The following is a 24513-nucleotide window of genomic DNA, read 5'->3' on the forward strand; positions in this document are numbered from 1 at the left end:
TTCCGCAGGAAAATATCATACGATGACACTCTCTTTGGAATCATCTCACTAATAACATTTACTTGTTTACACAAGTTGCTAAAAGATGTTCTAAAACGCAAATTCGTTTCGGTATCCAGTTTTCAAGGATCAAGTGTATAGACATAACAAATAGATGAAGTTTGTTGGTGGAGCCAAGCGGGATCGAACCGCTGACCTCCTGCTTGCAAGGCAGGCGCTCTCCCAGCTGAGCTATGGCCCCGCAAATTCCATCAAAACCGAACAAATGGATACACGTTAATTGGTTGTGGAAGTCAAACTTCCGATTTGAATGTTCTCATTGCAGAGAACGATTCTCCATAGAAAGGAGGTGATCCAGCCGCACCTTCCGATACGGCTACCTTGTTACGACTTCACCCCAATCATCTACCCCACCTTCGGCGGCTGGCTCCCTTGCGGGTTACCCCACCGACTTCGGGTGTTGTAAACTCTCGTGGTGTGACGGGCGGTGTGTACAAGACCCGGGAACGTATTCACCGCGGCATGCTGATCCGCGATTACTAGCAATTCCGACTTCATGCAGGCGAGTTGCAGCCTGCAATCCGAACTGAGACCGGCTTTGATGGGATTGGCTCCACCTCGCGGCTTCGCTTCCCGTTGTACCGGCCATTGTAGTACGTGTGTAGCCCAGGTCATAAGGGGCATGATGATTTGACGTCATCCCCACCTTCCTCCGGTTTGTCACCGGCAGTCACTCTAGAGTGCCCAACATTACTTGCTGGCAACTAAAGTTAAGGGTTGCGCTCGTTGCGGGACTTAACCCAACATCTCACGACACGAGCTGACGACAACCATGCACCACCTGTCTCCTCTGTCCCGAAGGCCGCCACTATCTCTAGTGGATTCAGAGGGATGTCAAGACCTGGTAAGGTTCTTCGCGTTGCTTCGAATTAAACCACATACTCCACTGCTTGTGCGGGTCCCCGTCAATTCCTTTGAGTTTCAGTCTTGCGACCGTACTCCCCAGGCGGAGTGCTTACTGTGTTAACTTCGGCACCAAGGGTATCGAAACCCCTAACACCTAGCACTCATCGTTTACGGCGTGGACTACCAGGGTATCTAATCCTGTTTGCTCCCCACGCTTTCGCGCCTCAGCGTCAGTTACAGCCCAGAAAGTCGCCTTCGCCACTGGTGTTCCTCCACATATCTACGCATTTCACCGCTACACGTGGAATTCCACTTTCCTCTTCTGTACTCAAGCCACCCAGTTTCCAGTGCGACCTCAGGTTGAGCCCAAGGTTTAAACACCAGACTTAAATAGCCGCCTGCGCGCGCTTTACGCCCAATAATTCCGGACAACGCTTGCCCCCTACGTATTACCGCGGCTGCTGGCACGTAGTTAGCCGGGGCTTTCTTCTCAGGTACCGTCACTCCGGTAGCAGTTACTCTACCGGACGTTCTTCCCTGGCAACAGAGCTTTACGATCCGAAAACCTTCATCACTCACGCGGCGTTGCTCCGTCAGGCTTTCGCCCATTGCGGAAGATTCCCTACTGCTGCCTCCCGTAGGAGTCTGGGCCGTGTCTCAGTCCCAGTGTGGCCGTTCACCCTCTCAGGTCGGCTACGCATCGTCGCCTTGGTGGGCCGTTACCCCACCAACTAGCTAATGCGCCGCAGGCCCATCCCTCAGTGACAGATTGCTCCGTCTTTCATTCTTCTCTCAGGAGAAAAAAGAAATTATCCGGTATTAGCTACCGTTTCCGGTAGTTATCCCAGTCTGAAGGGCAGGTTGCCTACGTGTTACTCACCCGTCCGCCGCTAAGTCATTTTGAAAGCAAGCTTTCAAAATGACTCCGCTCGACTTGCATGTATTAGGCACGCCGCCAGCGTTCGTCCTGAGCCAGGATCAAACTCTCCAATTAGTATTGAAAAGAGCGATATGCTCATTTTGAAACTGACGATTCATTAATTGAATCTTTTTAAAAATTAACGTGTTCCATTTGTTCAGTTTTCAAAGAACTTGCTCCTAGCATTTCGACATTCAATGTCTCTTGCACAGGAATTAGAGTATATCATGTTTGTTTCTATCTTGTCAACTTATTTCTTCATCGCTTGTGTTTCGTATGTGCGATGCGTCGTAAGCACAAGAGATAATATACCATGCTGTCATTGAGTTTGCAAGCTTTTTTTGAAATAAAAAAATCATTCGTATAAATAACTTCAATACAACACAAATTGATACCATTCATCCATTATTTGTGGCTAAATAGAATTTATCGTATTCGCCAATCTTACCTTCTAACTATCAGTACAGAGAGGAGTCAAAATGAAGACCAAACCTACAGACGCTGCGTCCACGGTAGACAGCAAGGACAAGGAGCAGCGTAATCTGCAGCAGGCAACGATTTATAAAATTTTGTTAGCTGTCAGTTTTGTTCATTTATTTAATGATTCTATACAAGCAGTCATTCCAGCAATCTTCCCTATTCTCAAAGATAATCTACTGCTCTCTTTCGCCCAGATTGGATGGATCTCATTCGCTTTAAATATGACGTCATCAGTAATCCAACCCGTCATTGGATATGCTGCAGACCGTAAACCCCGTCCTATATTATTACCACTGGGTATGTGCAGCACATTTTTAGGTGTACTTCTATTGGCTTATGCCAATAGCTATTTTCTGGTCTTATTCTCGGTTATCCTGATCGGATTCGGTTCAGCCACCTTCCACCCAGAAGGTATGCGTGTTGCTCATATGGCCGCAGGTCAGCGAAAGGGATTGTCGCAATCTATTTTTCAAGTGGGCGGCAATGCTGGCCAGTCCCTGGGTCCAATGCTTACGAAATGGGTATTCATCCCCTTTGGCCAGATTGGTGCCCTAGGCTTCACGATCGTCGCGGCTGCCGGAATCGCTGTTCAGACCTATGTAGCTCGCTGGTATAGAGAAATGCTAGATGCCGGTTATACCTTTCATAAAAAATCAACAGCACGAGCAATCGACCCCGCCCGCCGAAAAAGTATACGAACAGCAACGATTATTCTTGTATTCCTAGTCTTTGTTAGGTCTTGGTATGGCGCTTCTATCGGCAGTTACTACGCCTTCTATCTAATGGACAAATATCAAATGACGCTGGATAAAGCCCAAATCTATATTTTTATGTATTTGGCTGCTGGCGCAGTGGGCACATTTTTTGGAGGTCCGCTGGCTGACCGTTTTGGACGGCGTAATCTCATCTTACTATCAATGGTAGGAACCGTTCCCTTTGCACTTGCTCTACCCTTTGTAGGTCCATTATGGGCGGCTGTATTGCTGCTGATTGGCGGTTTCATCCTTCTGTCCAGCTTCTCTGTTACCGTCATTTATGCTCAAATGCTATATCCGGGCAACATTGGCACAGTTTCAGGTCTGATCACGGGACTTGCTTTTGGACTCGGCGGGATCGGCTCATTAGTCCTCGGCAACCTCATTGATAGTATCGGGATTGCTAAAGTGTTCATCGCTTGCGGCTTCCTCCCGCTGCTTGGGTTTCTTGCCTTGCTGCTTCCTAGAGATGAGAAATTAGAAGAATGGGCGGCGCAATAACTTCTCAATGATCACTTAAGGCTTTACTCATTACTGTAGAAAATAGAGCGGCAGCCTTCCCGCTGCCTTCAGTCATGTAATTATCCTGATTCGTACGATCAAAACCCATCCATACCGCAGCTGTCCACTCCGAAGTATAGCCTACAAACCAAAGATCCCGATTAGCTTTCTTGCTCACGCCAGCCAAGTCCAATTGGGTCGTACCGGTCTTTCCCGCTACTGGTCTGTTCATCTGCGCTTTTTTCCCTGTTCCTTCATTAACAACATTGCGTAACATAGCCGTCATCGCTTCTGCGGTACGCGGCGAGATTACCTGACGTGATTCAGAGGGATGAGTATACAAGACCTTCCCTTTTGAATCCGTTATGGAGCGCACCATATGAGCCGCATTAAATTTTCCTCCACTAGCAAAGACACTGTAGGCCTGGGCCATTTTTAGTGGAGAAACCCCATTATGAAGCCCCCCCAAAGCTATTGATAAATGATTGTCCTCCTCCGTCAGTACAATTCCTAATTTGGCGGCAAATTGCCGCGCAGAAGAGATTCCAACCTGCTTCAATACCCATACGGCTGGTGCATTGATGGATTTTTGCAAAGCTGTGTTCATTGTGACCTGACCTTGGTATATACCGTTCAAGTTCTCAGGCTTATAGCTGCCATAAGCAACTTTACGGTCGGACAGCATACTATTCGGGTTGAATTTCCCGCTCTCGAGTGCAGGTCCATAATCAATGATCGGCTTAAAGCTGGAACCCGGCTGACGTGCATCAATAATAGCTCTGTTCAAATTGCCCTCGTTTTGATCTCGCCCACCAATCAATGCCACTACTTCTCCTGTACGATGATCCATTATGGTCATAGCTGCTTCTACCTGCTGATCTTTTCCGTCAGGTGGAAATGAAGCCTCTTTGAGAACGGCCTGCTCAAGTGCCTGCTGTGCTTTGATGTTCAAACCTGTAACTATAGTGTAGCCGCCTGTACGAAGCTCCTCTACGGATTCCCCTGTGATCTGAGCCGCTTCCTTAAGGGCTGCATCCACATAATACACTCCGGCAACCCCATTTTCGACCGCAGCTGGAGACTGATATTGTTTATTCATAGCTTCCTGCATTTGCTCATACGTGATTAGTCGCTGATTGAACATCATCTTTAGCACTAGATTTCTTCTCGTTTTGGATAATGCACTATTGTCTACTGGGTTATAAATAGAGGGGCCTTTAGGGATTCCCGCCAGAGTGGCTATTTGCCAGATCTCCAATTTTTTCAGATCAGACACGCCGAAGTAACGCTTCGCTGCTGCTTTTACTCCATATTGTCCCCGCCCCATATAAATCTGATTGAGGTACAGCTGCAAAATCTCACGTTTCGTCAGTCGCTGCTCCAAGGCAAAAGCAATAGAGGTTTCATTTAACTTACGCAGCATATTCTTATCTCTGTTCAAATAAAGATTGCGAGCAAGCTGTTGAGTAATACTACTGCCACCTTCTGATAAACTCATGTCCAAGATATTTTTTAAGAACGCGCGTGATATCCCTTTATAATCGACCCCTTGATGGCTATAAAAACGGCGGTCTTCTACTGTTAAAAAGGTATCTATTAATAAAGCCGGCATCTCCTCAAGCTCTGCTGTAAGCCTATAACCCGAGCTCGGTAGCGGAGTCATTCGTATAACTGTTCCATCTGAAGCTGTGATGAGGCTTGATTCTGGCAATTGCAGCCTATCCTCATGCCGGTTAAGTACAATCCCCCCATACTGGTATACATAAAACAAAATCAAAAGCACCAATACCGCACTAATAACACTCACATCAAATAATAGGTACCCTACTCGCAATATCCGGGTGCGTGCATTCCATCTGCTCATGATTCGATAATCAGGTTCTCCAGGAACCGCTCCATACTGCGTACTTCATCATTCGCTGCTGCAAGAAGTGTATGTACTTCCGCCCCATCCTCTTCAACCTCACGGAGAGTGCGAAGTATCGCCCTAGTTCTTATTAATAAAGCTACTGCTGGTGTGTCCTCTATCCGCTTTGAGCTTGCACCTCTATCTGGAACTTCTATTCTTTGCATTCGATTGAGGTTAGCAGCAATTTCACCTATTTCTCCTCCAGAGAGAACCTTGATGTTCTGGGCGACTCCTTTATCTGCCAGCTCCGTGGTTCCCACCACTAGCGAGCGCAAATCATCAGCCATTTTCTGTGAACGAAGAACATACAGCCCACCGAAGACTAGAATAAAAAGAAGGATGGCACTAGGGGTTTGACCCATATGATTAATAACCCAATGAATAAGCCGGACAAAAAAGGCTCCTGGTTGACCCGAATAATGAGAATACAGCAAAGCGACAGCCCGCTGGACAACAAAAAGAAAGGCAGCACTCAAAAGAGCACAACCCATAAAAATATATAAATAGCTGATACGAACCGTCCGAAGTTTTGGCATGGTAGTTCCCTCCTTGTGCCACAAGGATAACTTCCAAATCTTAAGAACCCGCCAGAGTTTTCTTAAGATTCTATGAAGAATGGGAAACGGGTAATAAAATCCGTGCGAAGAGATGTACTTTCTACATAAATAACGCCATTGTGGCGTTCGATGATACTTTTGGCAATCGCAAGTCCAAGCCCTGAGCCGCCTGTATGCTGTGAACGCGACTTTTCTGCCCGATAGAATCGTTCAAAAATAAAAGGGATATCACTTTCCGCAATCCTCTCTCCGAAGTTGCTAATACGGACCACAGCATCATTTTCCTTTTTACTGAAACCTATCTCCAATTTCCCGCCGCTTCTGCCGTAACGGATCGCGTTAGTAATCAAATTTTCATAAGCACGTACTAATTCTTTAGGCGAAGCCTCTATCCATAACTCATCAGCAACGTCCTCGATTTCATAGATCATATCCGCCTTTGTTAGTTCAGGAACTGACTCCTCCGCCAGCTGCCGTATGAAGGCCTTCAAATCCAATCTCTGCATAACCAAAGGGTACTCTCCACTATTTACACGTGTGTATTCAAAAAGATCATCGATCAGTTTACGCAGCACCAGGGATTTGTTGTAGGCTATATCCACGTAATACCGGATTTCCGCTTCTTCCTGACATCGATCTTGTTCGATGTATTCCAGAAAGCCCAAGACAGAGGTAAGCGGGGTGCGTAAATCATGGGAAACACCTGTGATCAAGTCATTTTTCGCATTTACAGCTTTACGTTCCTCCTCTATGGAGTGCTGCAAACGCTCAGCCATTTCATTAATATTCTCAGCCAGCACACCCAGCTCATCTGTGGTTCTGACTTCAATTCTATGGGACATCCCGGAGCTTGTAATTTCTCGAATCCCTTTTGTGATCTCTTCCAGATACAGCACAACTTTACGAGTGTAGATAAAAAAGAATAATAAAAAGCTGATAATACCCGCTGCTGTCATTAGTGGCATAGAGCCAATATGATTAATAATCCAGCGCAGTATGCGTGAATAGGGAGCCGACTCTGAAGCCGGATTTAGATAGATCATAAAGTTGACGAGTTGGTACCCTGCCATGAGCAGCAAAGCGCCCGAAAGCACACTCAGCAAAAAAGCAAACATAAACTTCCAGCGAATCGTCGTTATATATTTAGAATTCAAGAAGCCTCACCTAATCCTTTCAGGAAGGTCCGTCTAATTTATAGCCAACTCCCCAGACGGTTTGTATATAACGTGGGCGTTTCGAATCGATTTCGATTTTGTCTCGGAGATTACGAATATGTACCATCACTGTGTTACCGCCATCTAAAAAGGGTTCATTCCATACCTTATTGTAAATTTGCTCCAAGCTAAGCACTTGACCTTGGTGTCTCGCTAAAAGCTCTAGAATAGAGAATTCCCGCGGAGTAAGTTTAATCTTCTGCTGGTCTACATATACCTCATGCTTAGACGTATCTATAGTCAGATCCTCAAAGCTTAGTTTGCTGTCGTTTCCTAACGTATTACTATCCTTATTAAATCCGTGATAACGGCGCAACTGTGATTTTACTCGTGCCACAATCTCCAAAGGATTAAACGGCTTGCCCACGTAGTCATCTGCCCCGAGGCTCAGGCCGGAGATCTTGTCCATATCTGTATTTTTGGCTGATAGTATGATAATTGGCATTTTCCGCTCTTCACGGATCTTCATACATGCAGCTAGCCCGTCCATTTTAGGCATCATGACATCAAGAATAATTAGATCAACTTCCTCTTTCTGCAGACATTCCAGCGCTTCCATTCCATCATAAGCCTTTAGCAGTCTATAGCCTTCATTACAGAGATAAATCGTTAACAGTTCTACAATTTCCTTCTCATCGTCTACTAACAATATCGTTTCTCTCTTCACAGGAAGGGTTTCCTTTCAAATATAGTAATAAATATCTATAGCTATATATTAGCAGATCATCCGAATTTTTTTCTAAAAATGAAACGTTTAGTTGTAATCCACGCAAAAAAGGCCCCTGCTCCTCTCGTACTTAAACGAAATGGAACCGGGAACCTTTTGGAATCGAATATAGTTTGTTACTTACATATCCAACAAGCGAATTAGCTCATCTTCATCCTCAATGACCTGAATGCCTAACTGCTGCGCTTTAGCCAGCTTACTGCCAGCTTTTTCACCAGCGATAACTAAATCCGTCTTCTTGGAAACACTTCCGGACACCTTTGCTCCGAGTGCTTCCAGACGTTCAGCTGCTTCATCTCGGGTAAGCTTTTGCAAGGAACCGGTCAATACGACCGTTTTGCCACTAAAGAAGGAATCGGTACTAACAGGACGTGGTGCCTCAGGAGCCTTCGCTTCCACACCCAACGCCCGCAAGCGGGAAACATTAGCTACTACAACTGGGTCTGTGAAGAAGCTGACAATGCTCTCGGCGACAATCCCACCAATGTCTGGTAACTCAGCGAGCTCCTCGGCTTTGGCCTGCATCACAGCATCCAGATCGCGGAAATGATCAGCCAACATCTTCGTCGTTGCTTTACCTGTGTTAGGGATCCCTAACGCAAAGAGAAATGAAGCAAGATCTCTACCTTTGCTATCTTCTAAAGCTTGCAGCAAATTCTGTGCTTTTTTCTCACCAAAACGGTTCAGCTGTACAAGCTGCTCAAAGTTCAGTTCATACAGATCCGCAGAGTCATGTACATTAAGCTCATCATAGAGCTGACCCGCCGTCTTCTCACTGAACGTCTCGATATCCATCGCATCACGCGAAGCAAAGTGGGTGATCCGACTGATAATCTGCGGCCTACAATTCAGTTTATTGTTACAGAAAAGATGTGCTCCGCGCATTTCTAACGGATATCCACAAGCTGGACAGTCCTCAGGGAAAATAATCTCTCCACCGTCATTCTCCTCTGTTACCTTGCCGAGAATTTCTGGGATAACATCATTGGAACGGCGAATAAAGACCCGCGAACCTAAGGCGAATTTCAAGTTTTTGCGCTCAATATCACCCACATTATTCAGGGTGCAGTTCTGAACGGTAACTCCGGCAAGCTCTACAGCCTCAACCCGAGCCAGCGGAGTCACTTTACCTGTACGACCTACATTCCAGCTAACAGACTCCAGCACGGTCGTCGTTTCTTCGGCTTCAAATTTATAAGCAACTGCCCAACGCGGGAACTTGTCAGTGTAGCCAAGCACCTCACGGATCCGGAAATCCGTGACCTTAATTACAGCCCCATCAATGAGGTAATCAAGACTCGAACGACTCTCCTCGATTCCAGCGAGCTGCTCAGTTACATCATCAAAATCATTGCAGTAGGTCAGGTATGGGTTCACTTTAAATTTGTTATTCCGCAGAAAATCCATCATTTCCTGATGGTCAGCGAACTCCGCGCCTTCTGCAAAGCCTACATTATAGAAAAAAGCGTTCAAACGGCGGTCCGCAGTAGTCTTCGGATTAAGATTACGCAGTGCACCTGCTGCTGCATTACGCGCATTCTTCAGCGGCTCTGCAGCCCTTGTATTATAATCAGCCAGCACAGACAGATTCATAATCCCTTCACCCTGAACCTCAATGACCCCATCCTTGAAGGGAATCGTCAATGGAACGGATTTGATGGTCTTCACCTGTGCAAGTATTCCTTCGCCAACTACACCATTGCCACGCGTTGATGCCTGTTCGAGAACACCATTACGATAGGTTAAATTCAGCGTCAAGCCATCGAACTTCAGTTCTACTGCATAACAAGGATCAGGAAGAGGGGTATCTGGATTCTTAAGATTGTATTCATTCACTAACCGGAGCACCCGGGTATTCCAGCTGCGCAGCTGTTCAATATTCTGTGCTTTATCCAGACTCCAAAGCGGTGCCAGATGCCGATGCGGCGTGAAGCCCTTAAGCAGCTCTCCACCTACACGTTGTGTAGGCGAATCCGGTAGTACGAAGCCACTCTCAGCCTCCAGTGCTACAAGCTTGTCGTATAAAACATCGTATTCCTTATCGCTGACTAGCGGTGCATCCAGCGTGTAGTAGTGATAATTATAGTTATTTAATTCCGCAACAAGCTCTTCCATCACATGCATAGCATCCATGCAGGTACATCCCTCCGTCAATAAGTTTCCTAAAGTTAGCGTGGTCTAAATATCCGTTCGTTAATCGTTGTCTGCTATTATTCCACTTTGGTAATCGGCGCAAACCCCGCAAGCAGGCGTTTCACACCCACGGGAGCCGGAAAAGCAATCTGTAGCTCCGTGTCATTCCCGCTGCCTTTAACAGATACAACGGTGCCCGTGCCCCATTTGCCGTGGGAGACCTTGTCACCCGCTTTGTAATCGCCAGCTGCTGCAGCCCCTGCTCCGGTAGCACGCTGTGCGCCTCCGGAGGTCACGGTCACGCTGCTCTTGCTTGCCGCCGCTGACGCCGTGCTTCCGCCGCCTGCCGGCGTAGCTCCGGCGGCTCCACCCCGGCCGCCAAAGTTCCCACGGCCACCGCTGCCGAAGCCGCGTCCGCCGTAAGCACCGCCTGCCTCCGCGCCTCCGCGCTGGAAGCGGTCTTGAGTCTTAACGGTATCTTCCTTCAGTTCCTCCGGAATTTCCTCTAAGAAGCGGGACGGTTGGTTCGCCGTCGTCCGGCCAAAGAGCGTACGCATCCGCGCACAAGAGAGAAACAGTTGTTTCTCCGCGCGGGTGATCCCCACATACGCAAGCCGGCGTTCCTCTTCCAGCTCGTCGTTGTCCTGGAAGGCACGGCTGTGTGGGAACACGCCTTCTTCCATTCCGACGATAAATACCGTCGGGAACTCCAGACCTTTGGCGCTGTGCATCGTCATTAACACAACAGCATCACTACGATCCTCTTCATCATCGTTCACACTATCGATATCTGCGATAAGTGCAAGATCTGTGAGGAAGGAGACCAGCGACTTGTCTTCGTTGTTCTTTTCAAACTCCATCGTCACCGATAAGAACTCATCGATATTCTCTAGCCGCGAGCGTGATTCGAGTGTGTTTTCATTTTGCAGCTCCAAACGGTACTGCGACATTTCCAGTATTTTTTCCGTCAATTCGGTTACAGACAAGAACTCCACCATACGGTGTAGAGCTTCAATCATATCGTAGAACTCTACTAGCATATTCCGCGTCCGTCCAGCAAAGCCCAAATCATCGACCGTTTGCAGTACTCGGAAAATAGAAACACCACGTTCACCAGCAGCAGCTGCCAGCTTGCCAACCGTTGTATCTCCTAATCCACGCTTAGGAACATTAATAATACGCGTCAGGCTGATATCATCATCAGGGTTAGACAGTAAACGTAGATACGCCAGCAGATCCTTGATTTCTTTACGATCATAGAACTTGATCCCGCCAACGATTTGATATGGAATATCTGATTTGATCAAAATTTCTTCTATTACCCGTGACTGAGCATTCGTCCGATACAGAATCGCGTGATTCTGGTAAGCTTGACCTTGCTTCACATTTTTGCTGATTTCTCCGGTTACAAAATACCCTTCGTCATGCTCGGAATCCGCCCGGTACACCTTAATCTTGGCGCCTTCCTCGGAATCGGTCCACAGCTTTTTCGGTTTACGGCCACTATTAAGCGCGATTACCCCATTGGCTGCATTCAGGATATTAGCGGTTGAACGGTAATTCTGTTCTAGCAGAATCGTCTTCGCTTCCGGATAATCCTCTTCAAAATTAAGAATATTCGTAATATCCGCACCACGCCAGCGATAGATCGACTGGTCACTATCCCCTACCACGCAAATGCGGTGGTGGCTGTCTGCCAGCATGCGGCACAACATGTATTGTGCTCTGTTCGTATCCTGATACTCATCCACATGGATGTATTTGAACTTCTTTTGGTAAAAATCCAGAACCTCGGGAACTTCCTTAAATAATTCGATAGTCTTCATAATCAAATCATCAAAATCAAGCGAGTTATTGCTTCTCAAACGCCGTTGGTACATTTTATAAACCTTGGCAACTAAACCTTCGAAATAATCACCGACTTTTTGCTCATACTGCGCCGGAGTAATCAGTTCATTCTTAGATGCGCTAATTATGGCTTGTACAGCTTTCGGTTCGAATTTTTTCGTATCAATATTCAGTTCCTTCATGCAATTACGAATTACTGATAACTGGTCTGTAGAGTCCAGAATCGAGAAGTTGGAAGTAAATCCAATGCGCTCAATATCCTTCCGCAAGATCCGAACACACATGGAGTGAAAGGTGGATACCCAAATATCTCTTCCCTCAGGTCCAACGAGCTTAGATACACGTTCCTGCATTTCCCTCGCAGCTTTATTCGTAAATGTAATCGCCAAAATCGCCCAAGGCGGCGCCTTTCGATTAGCAATCAGCCAGGCAATTCTGTGAGTCAGCACTCTCGTCTTCCCACTGCCCGCACCAGCCATAATCAAAAGGGGTCCTTCAGTAGTTTCGACAGCCTGCCTTTGTGGAGGATTCAATCGGCTGACCGCGTCTTGTATGTTAATAAGTTGCATGTGTAACATGCTCCTTTCTAAAAATGAAATTACAAATCATAAGTAGTCCATAAGCTAACCGCTAGTCGAACTGCTCTTGCACCGTCTTTTTAACAGCAAATACCGTACGAATTGCCTGCTCTACATCCCGATAAATAATATTGCCGACAACTACTGTATCACATAGAGCTGCTGCCTGCTCGGCCTCTGCCTCACAAGTAATGCCGCCTCCATAAAATAGTTGGGCTTGCTCCACCATCTCACGCACTATACGTACTGTCTCCATATCCCCAAATCTACCGCTATATTCAAGATAGACTATTGGCAGGGACATCAGCTTGTCCGCAACCTGGGCATACGCAGCCGCCTCTTCAGCATTAATGGTTGTCTCGGCCCCTGTAATCCGCGCAACTGAAGAATCACTGTTCAAAACGACGTAACCTTCCGTTAGCAGCTGATCCCATGGGATCATAAATCCATAACGCTCTATAGCTCGACGATGATGGCCTACAATCCAAGCTGGATCAGGTGTATTTAGCACCATAGGAATCATATAAAGATCAAATCCGGGTACAGCAGCTTCAAGTTCGGATACCTCGAGTGCACAGGGCAGCTCAAAACGTCTTACTCTTGATAAGAGATCTACTGTATTCTCATAAGTAACTCCTGTAGAGCCTCCTATCAATATGGCATCCGTGCCGGACAAGCAAACGGCTTCCAAATCCTCATCTGAAATCATACGATCTGGGTCCAACTTAAACACATGCCGCCAAGGTTTGATCATTTGCTGTACTGATTTCATGGGAATCATCCTTAATTGTCATTTGGGCAAGACAAAACACTCCTGCCGCCGCAAAAGATATAGATCTAGTCTATGCCAGCACAGGAGGTGTGTCAATTTAAAGCGAACAAAAATACGAACATTTTTTCGCATGTAAATTTGAGGTCCCCGCAAAGTACCTGAATACGCATCTGAGGAAAGCACCACTTTACGGGGATATATTAGTTGTAATGAGTGGAGATAGATTTCAACGTATACTTCTGAGGTTATTCAAATCATTTTCAGGCACAAAATCACTATAAAATCCGTCTACACCCATACGAGATAGCTCTCTAATCTCATCCTCTTCATCCACTGTATGAACGTATACACGAGCTCCGATATTTTTTAACTGTTTGACAAAACTCTTGGTGGCCCGGCTAACTGGCATCGTAATATCCACACCTGTTTTTTTAACAAACTCAATAACTTGTTCATCCGTATCCTTAGATTGGTACAGGGTGTAAAGCACTTCTGGAAAAGAATACACCTTATTGATCTCATCAAGCATCGGCTGATTGTAGATCTGTGGAACTATCCGCTCCAACAACGCTGGATCCCGACGCTGCGCCGCTTCGGTCAGCAATGTAAATTGCTTCTCTATAAGTTCCGGTTGGATTTCTTTGGTATCCGTAACGATATAAGCATCTGGATAATTCTGCATTAGATCAAGCACCTTCTCAATATCAAGCGGAGAGTATATATTCAGGATGGGGCTGTCCATAAATTCCTCGTAATCTAGTGCCACACCCTGTTTATTAGCAGTGAGAACCTCCAACTGACCTAAAAGCTTGCTCATATTGCCTGTCCATTCATGCCGAGCAACCAACTGATCATCCTTCGATAACAAAAAATCAACTTCAAATACGCGAGTTCCCCGTTCATAGTTAGCGACAAAGGCCTCCCAAGCATTGGTATACGTGTAGCCGTTAATTCCCCCCATGGCATGTGCAACGATTCTGTGCGTTTCAAAACCGCTCGCGGGTTGTTGCTCTTCCTCTTTGTTCAACGTTATTACAAGAATTATTATTAGTGCGACAATCATTACTACGGTTGCAATAATCTTTTTCTTATTCATAGTTGTGAGTTTCCTTTGCAAAGTTTAGATTAGAAAATTAATACCCCGCTCTGCCAGTGGCAAAACGGGGTATTATTAAAATTTCACAAATCTAAATAAGTGCAGGTCTCAATATGCGTTTTTGTTAACGAAGCCGTTGCGAATCGTTTTGAAAATAATTCGAATATCGAACAGTAAGGACCAGTTCTCGATATAGAAAATATCGTGCTTAATCCGTTCCTCAATTGAAGTGTCCCCGCGCAGCCCATTGCTCTGTGCCCAGCCCGTAATTCCTGGACGCACATGGTGCTTCACCATATACTTCGGAATTTCATCACGGAATTGTTCTACATAAAATGGTCGTTCTGGCCGTGGGCCAACTACACTCATATGACCGAGTAATACATTAAAAAATTGCGGAAGCTCATCCAGACTTGTCTTACGGATAAAGGTTCCAAATCGAGTTCTACGAGGATCTTCCCGCGTACTCCAACCTGTATCCTCTTCCCCGTCCTGCTGCAGCTTCATTGAACGAAACTTATACATCATAAAATTACGCCGATTAAGTCCCACCCGTTCCTGCCGGAATATGATCGGTCCCGGTGAGGTAAGACGTACGCCGAGAGCTACGATCAGCATCACGGGAGATATCATAATAATAGCGAATAGAGAGAACACGATATCAAACAAACGTTTTGCCATCTTATTCCCCGTCATATCCAGTGGAATATCACGAACATTAATCATTGGCATACCTGCAAAGTTATCAAAGTAAGGACGCGCCGGTAAATAATCAAAGAAATCCGGAATAATCAATGTGCGTACCCCTGCTTTTTCACAGGCCGCAATAATCGAAGGATATTTAGAATGCGCATCGAGCGGCAAAGCAAGAATAACCTCGTCCACAGGCAGCATCTCCAGCATTCCGGATAACTGATCGACCGTTCCCAGGATCGGTTTATACCGTTGCTCCTCAATCCCATCCCAAGTATGGTAATCGTCTAAAAAGCCAATGGCTTCATATCCAAGCTCAGGATATTGTTCCAAATTGTTGTAGAATCTTTTGCCGAGTGTACCAGCGCCGATGATAAGCACGAATTGGCGGTTGAAGCCCTTTTCTCGAAAAGATTTAAGCATCTTCTTCAACACATAACGGTAAAGCATAATGGAAAGAACATTAAATCCCATATAAATAGCCAGATATGTACGGGAGATATCAATTTCTTTCACGAAAAACATTAGACCGAGCAGGATGAAGATGCTCATGATATGCACTTGAAAAATCTTAATAAACTCATCGACAAAACGTTTCTTACGCTTAGGCAAATAAAGCGATAAAAGGATACCGATTAAGACAGCTACTACGCCATAAATCATACTCCAATAAGCGTAAGACTCTACAGGCAGCGTGTTATAAGATTCCATCCATCCGCTCTTGAACTTGATCCACCAAGCCGCTAAAAAGGACAGTTGGATGACAAGAAAGTCAGCAACCATATAGAGCTGTGTCAAAAATTTCTGATTCCGCCGAATCATAATCTCACCTCAGTATTCTTATCGTTACGAGCGCCTGTTTCCGTAGCAGAGCTAAGACTCTGTGCAGGTGATGGAACTGCTTTAGGAAAGATTAGGGCATTCCGCAAGAGGGACAGGGCAAACTTCACACCAACACCAGCATATACTGTTCCATTTATAATACTGTTGTACTTCCTGCTATAATGCTTACGGTGAAATAATATCATTGCCCGGTGAAATTCATAGACGATCTTAAACGGTCTACGTCTGGCACTGCCGCCTTTGAGATGTACGATGGAGGTCTTCGGATAATAATAAATCTCCCAACCAGCTTCTTTAATACGATAGCACCAGTCTAAATCCTCACCGTACATAAAAAACTCTTCATCTAAGCCGCCTACCTGATCAATCATCTCCCGCCGCAGCAGCATAAACGCACCCACCAGACAATCTATCGGGTAATCAAGATCAGGGTCCAGATAACCTAACTGGTAACCGTTAAACTTCGGTCGATCCGGAAACAACTTACTGAAACCAAAAGCATAATAGAAGGAAGCTGACGGTGTAGGAAATCCTCGCTTACACGCCTTATCCAGCGACCCATCTGGCAATATAATCTTACATCCTGACGCCCCAACATCGGGACGACCATCCATAAAGGAGATCATCGTCTCCAGCGTATCCCTGCGTACCACCGTATCTGAATTGAGCAATAGTACATACCGTCCGGATGAAGCTTCCATCCCCTGATTATTTGCACGGGCAAAACCGACATTGTCGTTATTTGCGATCAACATGACACTTGGAAACTCTCTACCAATCATCTCTACCGAATCATCATGGGAATTGTTGTCTATCAAAATAATCTCATAGGAATAGTTCGTTTCTGAGTCATATACCGACCTGATACAGTCCATCGTCAGGCGACACGTGTTGTAATTGACAATAAGTATGCTTACATCTACATTCACTGCGTAACGCTCCTGACAAATATAGTAATCTACCGACAATTATTATAACATAAAACCTCCCTGAGAGGAGATGACCTTTCAGGGAGGTTTTTCCAGATACTGTTTGATTTACGTGTTCTTTCGCTCTTTTACGATGGTCTGTATATATTTTCGTTTCTTTTTTAACGCTGGGAGCTGAGTGAAAAAGGATTTCCACGCTACGATTAACTTTGGCTCTCTCAGAAGCATATAACCATGCGCGGCAATTTCATAGGGAAGGGAAATCAAAATTGTCTTCAGCATAGTTCGAGCCGATTCATTCTTGTAGATCATTTTGTAGCGATTAATGTAAGATATTCGCCGGATGAACATTGGTTTGGTACTACGGCCAGACGTTTTCCACCCACGTTCATGATACCCAATTGCCTCAGCATCATAATACCCCTGCCAGCCAAATAGCTGTGCTCTCCAAGCCACATCCACATCTTCCTTATATGCAAAAAAATCTGCATCAAAAAACTCCCCATCAACACTAACGTCTTCAATCATCCGTCGAGAATACATCGCCGCCGCCCCAGATACACCAAATACTGTACCCGACTGTTTCCATAGTTCTGCTGGCTCCCCCGCACCACGGTCAAACGCACGACGTGCCTTGTTCATCTGAAGACCAGTGCTATCCACTGATCCGTGATCAGCCTTTAGCAAAAGCATACCTGTGGCGCTGCCGATCTGTGGATTATTCTCCATCTGTGTGATTAGTCTGGAGATATAGTCTGGAGCGAGCGTCAAATCCGGATTAAGGACTAGTATGTAATCTGTTTCTGTAGCAGCTATAGCTTGGTTATGAGCTGGGGCGAAGCCTGTGTTTTTTTGATTTTGGATAAGTAGAAGGCTCGTGGGCGCTTCCTTGTTAGCTTGTGAATTGATAGTATCGACCATGTTAAAGAAAGTGTTCACTTTCTCTGCACAATCGTCCGAAGACGCATTGTCCACAACAACAATTTTCTCAATAGGATAATCCTGTGCCATTACTGCCTCTAAGCAATCTATAATATCATCCGCACTGTTGTAGGTGACGATATGTACACTAACTGTTTTGTTATTCATGAGTATCCTCGACTTTGTAATTTCTTATTAACTACCTACTTCCTTCTTATTATAACGAAAGAACACAAAAAACTCCCGCATCGTTATAAACGATATGGGAGTTTCAATTGGTATTGTTCTATTCTTTTAACTCTAAGAGGAAATCTCTCAAGCCTTCACGCCAAGGTCGAATGTCCTCAAAACCATTCGTACGTATGGACAGATGCTCCATCACCGAATTCCGAGGACGTGGTGCAGGTCTTGGAAACTGTTCCGTGGCACACGGTTCAAGCGCAGCAGTGAATTTAAAACCCAAAATATCCTCAGCCTCTGCAAAGATCGCCTGTGTAAATTCAAACCAGGTACAAGAGTCGCTATTTGACGCATGGTATACACCATACTTCTCAGTTTGAACAAGCTCAAGCAAGAATCGAGCTAAATCGACTGTATAAGTAGGCGAACCTTTTTGGTCATCAACAACTTGAAGCATTGGCTTTTCTTGACCAAGCTTTAGCATTGTTTTGACAAAGTTATTCCCGTATTTGCCGTACACCCATGATGTTCGTACGATGAAATACTTAGAGGTGAGGGATTGAACGAGTACCTCACCCGCACGTTTCGATTTGCCGTATATACTCTTAGGGTCTGTATTATCATATTCATGGTAAGGCTGTGCTCCCATACCATCAAACACATAATCCGTGCTAATATACACCAGCTTAGCCCCAGTTTTTTCAGAAGCTAGCGCTACATTTCGGCTGCCAGTAGCATTAATTAAATAAGCTGCATCAATATCACTTTCTGCCGCATCTACTGCCGTATGAGCAGCACAGTGAATAACCGCATCCGGTCCAAACCCGCCAATAACTTGGATACACTGATCCAGATCAGTAATATCCATCTCCTGACGATCGCAAGCCAACACTTCGTGACCTTGATGCTGGAGCAGTAAAACTACGTCCTGACCTAGTTGTCCGGCCGCACCTGTAACAAGTACCTTCATAGCTAGTTTACCTCCGTATCAAAATTACAATGAGTCGCCTAAACGATCACCATATTGCTGTTCAGCATATTTTTGGTATTCCCCAGATTGAATACGGGTCCACCACTCGCGGTTATTAAGATACCATTGTATAGTTTCTTTAATACCTGTTTCAAACGTATGTTTCGGCTTCCATCCCAGTTCATTCATAATCTTAGTTGGATCGATACCATAACGGCGATCATGACCTGGACGGTCTTGGACATAAGTAATCAAAGAATCGGGCTTGCCTAGTTCCTGCAACACCGTGTTTACAATATGCACATTCGTACGTTCATTATTACCACCAATGTTGTAGACTTCGCCGTTCACACCCTTGTGAATAACCAGATCAATCGCGCTGCAATGATCCTCAACATACAACCAATCGCGGATATTCATTCCATCGCCATAAACAGGCAACGCTTGATCAGCAAGTGCACGGGAAATCATCAGCGGAATAAGCTTTTCCGGGAATTGGTACGGGCCATAATTGTTTGAGCAGCGGGTAATATTCACTGGCAGTCCAAACGTTTCGTGATATGCACGTACTAGTAAGTCTCCGCCTGCTTTACTTGCTGAGTATGGACTATTAGGAGCTAAAGGAGTTTCTTCGGTGAATAATCCAGTCGCTCCCAGTGATCCATATACCTCATCCGTAGATACTTGAACAAATTTAGTGATACTGTATTTTTTCGCCGCATCCAAAAGCACTTGTGTTCCAAGTACGTTCGTCTTCACAAACACTTCCGGCTCTAAAATACTCCGATCCACATGCGATTCAGCCGCGAAATTAACAACGACATCGACACCCTGGCTAATCAGTTCATCCATCGCAGTAACATCAGTAATATCAGCCTTTACAAAAGTGTAATTAGGATGGTTCTCAATTGCTTTCAGATTCTCTAGATTGCCTGCATACGTCAACGCATCTACATTAACGATTTCGTAATCAGGGTGTTGTTGCAGCATATACAGCACAAAGTTGCTGCCGATAAACCCAGCTCCGCCGGTAACTAGCAGTTTCATTTATAGCCCACCTTTTGTTCTTTGAGATTATATTTAAGTTTTTGCTTTCCACTTTTAATCAAAGTTTATTTCCGCATCTTTCAGTAATGGATGACGTTGATCCTTATCCGACAATACCGGACTAGAAATCGGCCAATCAATACCTAAGGCTGGATCATTCCATAATATGCCGCGATCATTTTCAGGGGAATAATATTCGTCCACCTTATATAATACTTGGGTGTTAGGTACCAACGTACAGAAACCATGTGCGAAGCCTATAGGCACCAGTAGTTGACGTTTATTATATTCGCTAAGAATTACTCCGACCCATTGACCAAATGTAGGGGAATTACGACGGATATCTACGATAACATCGTAAATCACACCGGATAAGACGCGGATTAACTTTGTTTGCGCTTTAGGGGTCAACTGGTAGTGCAGCCCACGTAACACCCCAACCTCTGCGGAGAGGGATTGATTGTCTTGAACGAAATTGTAAGTTATACCGAGTTTATGCATTATCTCTTCGTTGTAGCTTTCCATAAAAAAACCCCGGTTGTCGCCATGAACTACAGGTTCTAGTATACTAGCGTCTTGTAGTTGTAGAGGTGTAACTTTCATATTGCAAAGCTCCTTCACATCTAAAGTTTCAGTTTTCCGAATTCTTCACCAAAGAGAAGGTCTTGAGCCAAGTTATGTGCTTTAGCTAATGAGGCATGTGTACCTGCATCCGTCCACCAGCCCTGTAGAATATCAAATGTCAATTCTCCACGTTTGATATATGCATTGTTAACGTCTGTAATCTCTAATTCTCCACGTGCAGAAGGAGTAATCGTTTTGATAATATTAAACACTTCACTATCGAACATATAAATACCTGTTACTGCATAGTTTGATTTAGGCATAACTGGTTTCTCTACAATAGAAATGATTTGATTTCCATCTAGTTCAGGTACACCAAAACGCTTAGGATCAGAAACTTCTTGTATTAAAATCTTCGCACCTGTCCTTTGTTCACGGAAATTACGCACATACGGAGCAATATCGTCAGCAAATACATTATCACCAAGGATAACGATCATTTGATCATCTCCGACAAATTGCTCTGCCAAGTCCAATGCCTGCGCAATTCCACCTGCTTCATCTTGTACTTTGTAAGTAAAGCAAACACCCATTTCATGGCCACTGCCTAATAAATTCACTACATCACCCATATGTTCTTTACCAGTAACGATTAGTATGTCTGTTACATCAGCTTGCTTTAATTTATAAACCGAATGAAAAATCATTGGGTATTTGCCCACGGGAAGAAGATGCTTGTTTGTTACTTTGGTTAAAGGGTAAAGGCGTGAGCCTGTACCTCCTGCTAAAATGATGCCTTTCATTAGGTGACCTCCAACTTTTAGGACTTAAACAAATCCGAAAATGAAATTCCATACTGTTTAATCCACTCTTTAATTTGTTTATTATCGACTTTTTTTATTTTATTTATATCCGATCTCTTTTTCATCATTATAAAGAGTTTTCCCCATACATCCCTGTGTGCTTTTAATAAAGTTAGAAACAACTCCTTTTTTGAGGAGTTATTCATTAACTCATTAGTCGCCCCCTTCTCCTTATACATATTATACAACTGAAATAGATACAGTCTTATTGTATAAATGGGATTTAGTAATACCAAATATAGAGGGTAATTCTTCATAACAAACCAATAATGATTACGTTCAACCAAATAGGTTTTAAAAAGAGAGTACTTTCCAGATGACGCAGAGTATCTATGATATACAATTGCATCCCCTACATATAAACATTTCCAGCCAGCAATTTGGAGACGAAATCCTAAATCTGTATCTTCACAGTAACAGAAAAAATCCTCATCAAATAACCCTACTTCATCAAGAGCCTTTCTTCTATACATAGCAGCACATCCACTAGGTATAAGAATGGGTTCAGAAACATTATATTTTAGTACATTCTCATTTCTCCCCCTACCTCGTGACATACCGCTTGCATTTACAAGTAGGCCAGCAGAATCCATGACATCTGGATCATAGTGAGAAATAATTTTACAACCACAGCTTCCAAGTTCAGTATTTCGTTCAAGTTCATTTACTAACTTTTCTAACCATTCTGAGTCAGCTCTAGCATCATTATTCAGTAGAGCAATATATTCGCCCTTAGAATGATTAATTGCTTCATTATTCCCCTTTGCAAATCCCAGATTTTCAGTTGATTCTATCAGTTTTACAAAGGGATATTTTTTTATCAATTCTACTGAATTGTCAGCAGAGTTATTATCTAATACAATAACTTCGAAATTCTCATACGTCTGATTAATCAAAGACTCTAGACAATCTACAATATATTCCGCTCCGTTGAAATTGACTATAATAATAGATACCAACTTATTCATTACTCATCTTCTTTCTAGAACGTTTTTTCCTTTCTTTTAGTACTGACACACTATACGGTAATAAGGGTAGCCCGTACAATGCCAATATAAAATAAGTTAAAAACTTACTTGCTAAGATTGGAGAGATCACAGTGAGTGTTGTGTAACCCCAAAAATGTAATACCGCCAGCATCGTAACTTCCGTACTACCTTGGCCCCCCGGTATCATACTTAATACACCGACAATCATCCCTAAAGAGTGTACAAGAATAACTTTTGCTATTGTAATTTCAATATTGAATGCATGGAAAATAAAATATAAATAAAAATACTCAGATATAATAGTTAATAAAGATGTTGCAATAATAATAATACCTAACTTAGGGTTCTTTATCGGGATTAACAAACTCTGTTTTATATTTGATAGTACATTCTTTAATTTGGGTCCAAGAATCTTATACATTATTAATAACAACAAGAATACAAATACTATTACAATAGATATCAGTAGATAATTATCTTGAATTCCTTTTATACTATCATTCAAAAAGGAAAGTAGGCCTTCACTAATTACAAAAACTGCAAATAATGAGTATAACAAGACACAGAGTAATTCTATAATTTTATCGAGAAATAAAATGGGTAGAACCTTCGATATATCCACTGTGTACTTAAGTTTCAGATAAGCTGATACAAGGATTTCTCCGGCTCGCCCTGGGATAAAAGCCCCCATTAGTTGACTAGACGCGGTTAATGATACAGTTTCCTTAAAACTAATATTCGTATATACTCTCATAATTTTATTTAATTTAAAAGACCTCAGTAAGAGCACTAAAGAGTACACAAGAATTCCGATAATAAAATAATAGTAATTCACATTACTAAAATTATTTTCAACATATACTAAGAGTATCAGAGAGACTACTGTTCCCAAAACAACATATAAAAGTCTTTTCCTATTCACCTCTCACCATTCTTCTCTCCGTTGTAATTTCTTCATTTAAGTTATTAATTTTGACTTCCAAGTTGTTTATTTGTTGTTTTAATAAACCAATTTCTTGGGACATTTGACGTACTTTTATAGATGAATTTGAAATAGACACGGTTAGCCCGAATATAATCACCAATCCAGAAAGTATACCCACTAAAAACACAAAATTTGAAGGTGCTTGGAAACCAAATATATTCGTAAAATAAAATGCGATTTGAGGCACTAGAGAAATCACTAACATAACAATAACGACCAAAATCCATAAAAGTGCGTATCTTAATTGTAATTCATACTTTTTAATCATATTAATTAAAAAAAACAGTAAAATCAAACATAAGAAAATAAGAGAAATTTGTAATTTTAAAGGGAACAATATAACCCCATCCTTAAGTAACTTGATGTTTTCTTGTAAAGTCAATAATAATAGCAAGAGTAACTTTAATCATATAATAAATTGATTTTAACGACTTAATTGATGAAGTTCCACCACTACGTTCCCTCATTTGAACAGGTATTTCTGCTATTCTGTATCCATTTCTGCTAAGAGCCATAATAGATTCTGGTTCAGGATAATCTGTTGGATAATTGTTTGCGAAAAAATCAATTACTTTTTTGTTACATGCTCTAAATCCTGAAGTTGGGTCACTTACATTGCGTTTGGCCAACAACTTCAATAAACCCGAGAAATAAACTATACCAATTCTCCTAGTAATCGATGATTGAAACCCTTCTTTTTCAATAAATCTTGAACCGATTACAAAATCAAATCCATCTTTTACTATGGGTTCTATTAAGTTTTTGATATAGGCCGGATTATGTTGCCCATCACCATCAATCTGTATAGCAATATCATAATTATTCTTTTTGGCATAGATATACCCTGTCTGAACAGCACCTCCAATACCTAGATTGCACGGTAAATTTATTACATTAGCATTATTTTTTTCACATATAACAGAAGTCAAATCAGTTGAATAATCATTGATAATAACAAAATCTAAAATATCTGAATAACCAGATAACTCATTAATTAACGCTTCAATATTTTCCTCTTCATTGAAACATGGGATGATCCCAAGTACTTTCATTAATTCACTATCCTTTCAATGAGATTTAGAAAAGCTCAAATAATCAATACAAATATGTCATAGCTTAACAACAAAGCAATTG

20 protein-coding genes, 1 tRNA gene and 1 rRNA gene are annotated in these 24513 nt (G+C 43.3%); 1 reads left to right on the forward strand and 21 read right to left on the reverse strand.

Annotation, left to right across the window (positions count from 1 at the left end; all coding sequences use genetic code 11):
• Positions 1-165: 165 nt before the first annotated feature.
• Positions 166-241, reverse strand: a tRNA-Ala gene (locus NST58_RS29995).
• A 101-nt stretch (positions 242-342) separates the two neighbouring features.
• Positions 343-1900: ribosomal RNA gene (locus NST58_RS30000) — 16S ribosomal RNA — on the reverse strand.
• A 404-nt stretch (positions 1901-2304) separates the two neighbouring features.
• On the opposite strand from NST58_RS30000, the gene NST58_RS30005 reads away from it, so the two are divergent.
• The gene (locus NST58_RS30005; protein ID WP_036678676.1) at positions 2305-3561 is read left to right on the forward strand and encodes an MFS transporter; all 1257 of its coding nucleotides are present in this window, start codon (positions 2305-2307) and stop codon (positions 3559-3561) included.
• Between the two features lie 4 nt (positions 3562-3565).
• Here the strand turns inward: NST58_RS30005 and NST58_RS30010 are convergent, their stop codons facing one another.
• The 19 genes from NST58_RS30010 to NST58_RS30100 all read right to left on the reverse strand — a co-directional run bounded on the left by NST58_RS30010 (position 3566) and on the right by NST58_RS30100 (position 24431).
• Entirely contained in the window at positions 3566-5368 is a 1803-nt protein-coding gene (locus NST58_RS30010) for a PBP1A family penicillin-binding protein (protein ID WP_339245182.1), read from the reverse strand.
• 53 nt (positions 5369-5421) lie between these two features.
• Positions 5422-6006: a HAMP domain-containing protein gene (locus NST58_RS30015; protein WP_076220674.1), complete on the reverse strand. Its 585-nt coding sequence runs from the start codon at positions 6004-6006 to the stop codon at positions 5422-5424.
• Positions 6007-6068: 62 nt separating this feature from the next.
• Positions 6069-7181 (reverse strand): HAMP domain-containing sensor histidine kinase, encoded by a 1113-nt coding sequence (locus NST58_RS30020; RefSeq protein ID WP_076099628.1) that lies wholly within the window; start codon positions 7179-7181, stop codon positions 6069-6071.
• A gap of 19 nt (positions 7182-7200) precedes the next feature.
• Positions 7201-7908 (reverse strand): response regulator transcription factor, encoded by a 708-nt coding sequence (locus NST58_RS30025; RefSeq protein ID WP_036678667.1) that lies wholly within the window; start codon positions 7906-7908, stop codon positions 7201-7203.
• Between the two features lie 180 nt (positions 7909-8088).
• Positions 8089-10101 carry an NAD-dependent DNA ligase LigA gene (ligA, locus tag NST58_RS30030; protein WP_339245186.1) on the reverse strand — a complete coding sequence of 671 codons (2013 nt, stop codon included), beginning with the start codon at positions 10099-10101 and terminating at the stop codon, positions 8089-8091.
• Between the two features lie 77 nt (positions 10102-10178).
• Complete coding sequence (gene pcrA / locus NST58_RS30035; protein ID WP_076276865.1) at positions 10179-12518, reverse strand: DNA helicase PcrA; 2340 nt, start codon at positions 12516-12518, stop codon at positions 10179-10181.
• A gap of 61 nt (positions 12519-12579) precedes the next feature.
• A complete protein-coding gene (locus NST58_RS30040) occupies positions 12580-13299 on the reverse strand; it encodes a heptaprenylglyceryl phosphate synthase (protein WP_139330100.1) in 720 nt (239 codons plus the stop codon).
• A 226-nt stretch (positions 13300-13525) separates the two neighbouring features.
• Positions 13526-14395, reverse strand: a complete 870-nt coding sequence (locus NST58_RS30045; protein WP_339245188.1) for a phosphatidylinositol-specific phospholipase C/glycerophosphodiester phosphodiesterase family protein — start codon at positions 14393-14395, stop codon at positions 13526-13528.
• Positions 14396-14503: 108 nt separating this feature from the next.
• The gene (locus tag NST58_RS30050; protein WP_076276867.1) at positions 14504-15910 is read right to left on the reverse strand and encodes an undecaprenyl-phosphate glucose phosphotransferase; all 1407 of its coding nucleotides are present in this window, start codon (positions 15908-15910) and stop codon (positions 14504-14506) included.
• Positions 15907-16860, reverse strand: a complete 954-nt coding sequence (locus NST58_RS30055) for a glycosyltransferase family 2 protein (RefSeq protein ID WP_076220752.1) — start codon at positions 16858-16860, stop codon at positions 15907-15909. The genes NST58_RS30050 and NST58_RS30055 overlap by 4 nt, the downstream gene beginning before the upstream one ends.
• 108 nt (positions 16861-16968) lie before the next feature.
• Positions 16969-17949, reverse strand: a complete 981-nt coding sequence (locus tag NST58_RS30060) for a glycosyltransferase family 2 protein (protein WP_339245192.1) — start codon at positions 17947-17949, stop codon at positions 16969-16971.
• Positions 17950-18067: 118 nt separating this feature from the next.
• On the reverse strand, positions 18068-18931 hold the full coding sequence (gene rfbD / locus NST58_RS30065) for a dTDP-4-dehydrorhamnose reductase (protein ID WP_076276870.1): 864 nt from the start codon (positions 18929-18931) through the stop codon (positions 18068-18070).
• A 24-nt stretch (positions 18932-18955) separates the two neighbouring features.
• Entirely contained in the window at positions 18956-19978 is a 1023-nt protein-coding gene (gene rfbB, locus NST58_RS30070) for a dTDP-glucose 4,6-dehydratase (protein WP_076276871.1), read from the reverse strand.
• Positions 19979-20032: 54 nt separating this feature from the next.
• Positions 20033-20581, reverse strand: coding sequence for a dTDP-4-dehydrorhamnose 3,5-epimerase (gene rfbC / locus NST58_RS30075; protein ID WP_339245195.1), 549 nt, complete (start codon positions 20579-20581; stop codon positions 20033-20035).
• A gap of 20 nt (positions 20582-20601) precedes the next feature.
• The gene (locus NST58_RS30080; RefSeq protein ID WP_076220600.1) at positions 20602-21345 is read right to left on the reverse strand and encodes a sugar phosphate nucleotidyltransferase; all 744 of its coding nucleotides are present in this window, start codon (positions 21343-21345) and stop codon (positions 20602-20604) included.
• A 17-nt stretch (positions 21346-21362) separates the two neighbouring features.
• A complete protein-coding gene (locus tag NST58_RS30085; protein WP_076220599.1) occupies positions 21363-22373 on the reverse strand; it encodes a glycosyltransferase family 2 protein in 1011 nt (336 codons plus the stop codon).
• Positions 22366-23316, reverse strand: a complete 951-nt coding sequence (locus NST58_RS30090) for a lysylphosphatidylglycerol synthase transmembrane domain-containing protein (RefSeq protein ID WP_076276872.1) — start codon at positions 23314-23316, stop codon at positions 22366-22368. Before NST58_RS30090 ends, NST58_RS30085 begins: the two co-directional genes overlap by 8 nt.
• Positions 23309-23716, reverse strand: a complete 408-nt coding sequence (locus tag NST58_RS30095) for a DUF2304 domain-containing protein (protein ID WP_076276873.1) — start codon at positions 23714-23716, stop codon at positions 23309-23311. The genes NST58_RS30090 and NST58_RS30095 overlap by 8 nt, the downstream gene beginning before the upstream one ends.
• A gap of 13 nt (positions 23717-23729) precedes the next feature.
• Complete coding sequence (locus NST58_RS30100) at positions 23730-24431, reverse strand: glycosyltransferase family 2 protein (RefSeq protein WP_076276874.1); 702 nt, start codon at positions 24429-24431, stop codon at positions 23730-23732.
• Positions 24432-24513 lie beyond the last annotated feature (82 nt).

Origin of the sequence: Paenibacillus sp. FSL R10-2796 (assembly GCF_037965315.1) — a bacterium.
Taxonomy (GTDB): Bacteria; Bacillota; Bacilli; order Paenibacillales; family Paenibacillaceae; genus Paenibacillus_AQ; species Paenibacillus_AQ odorifer.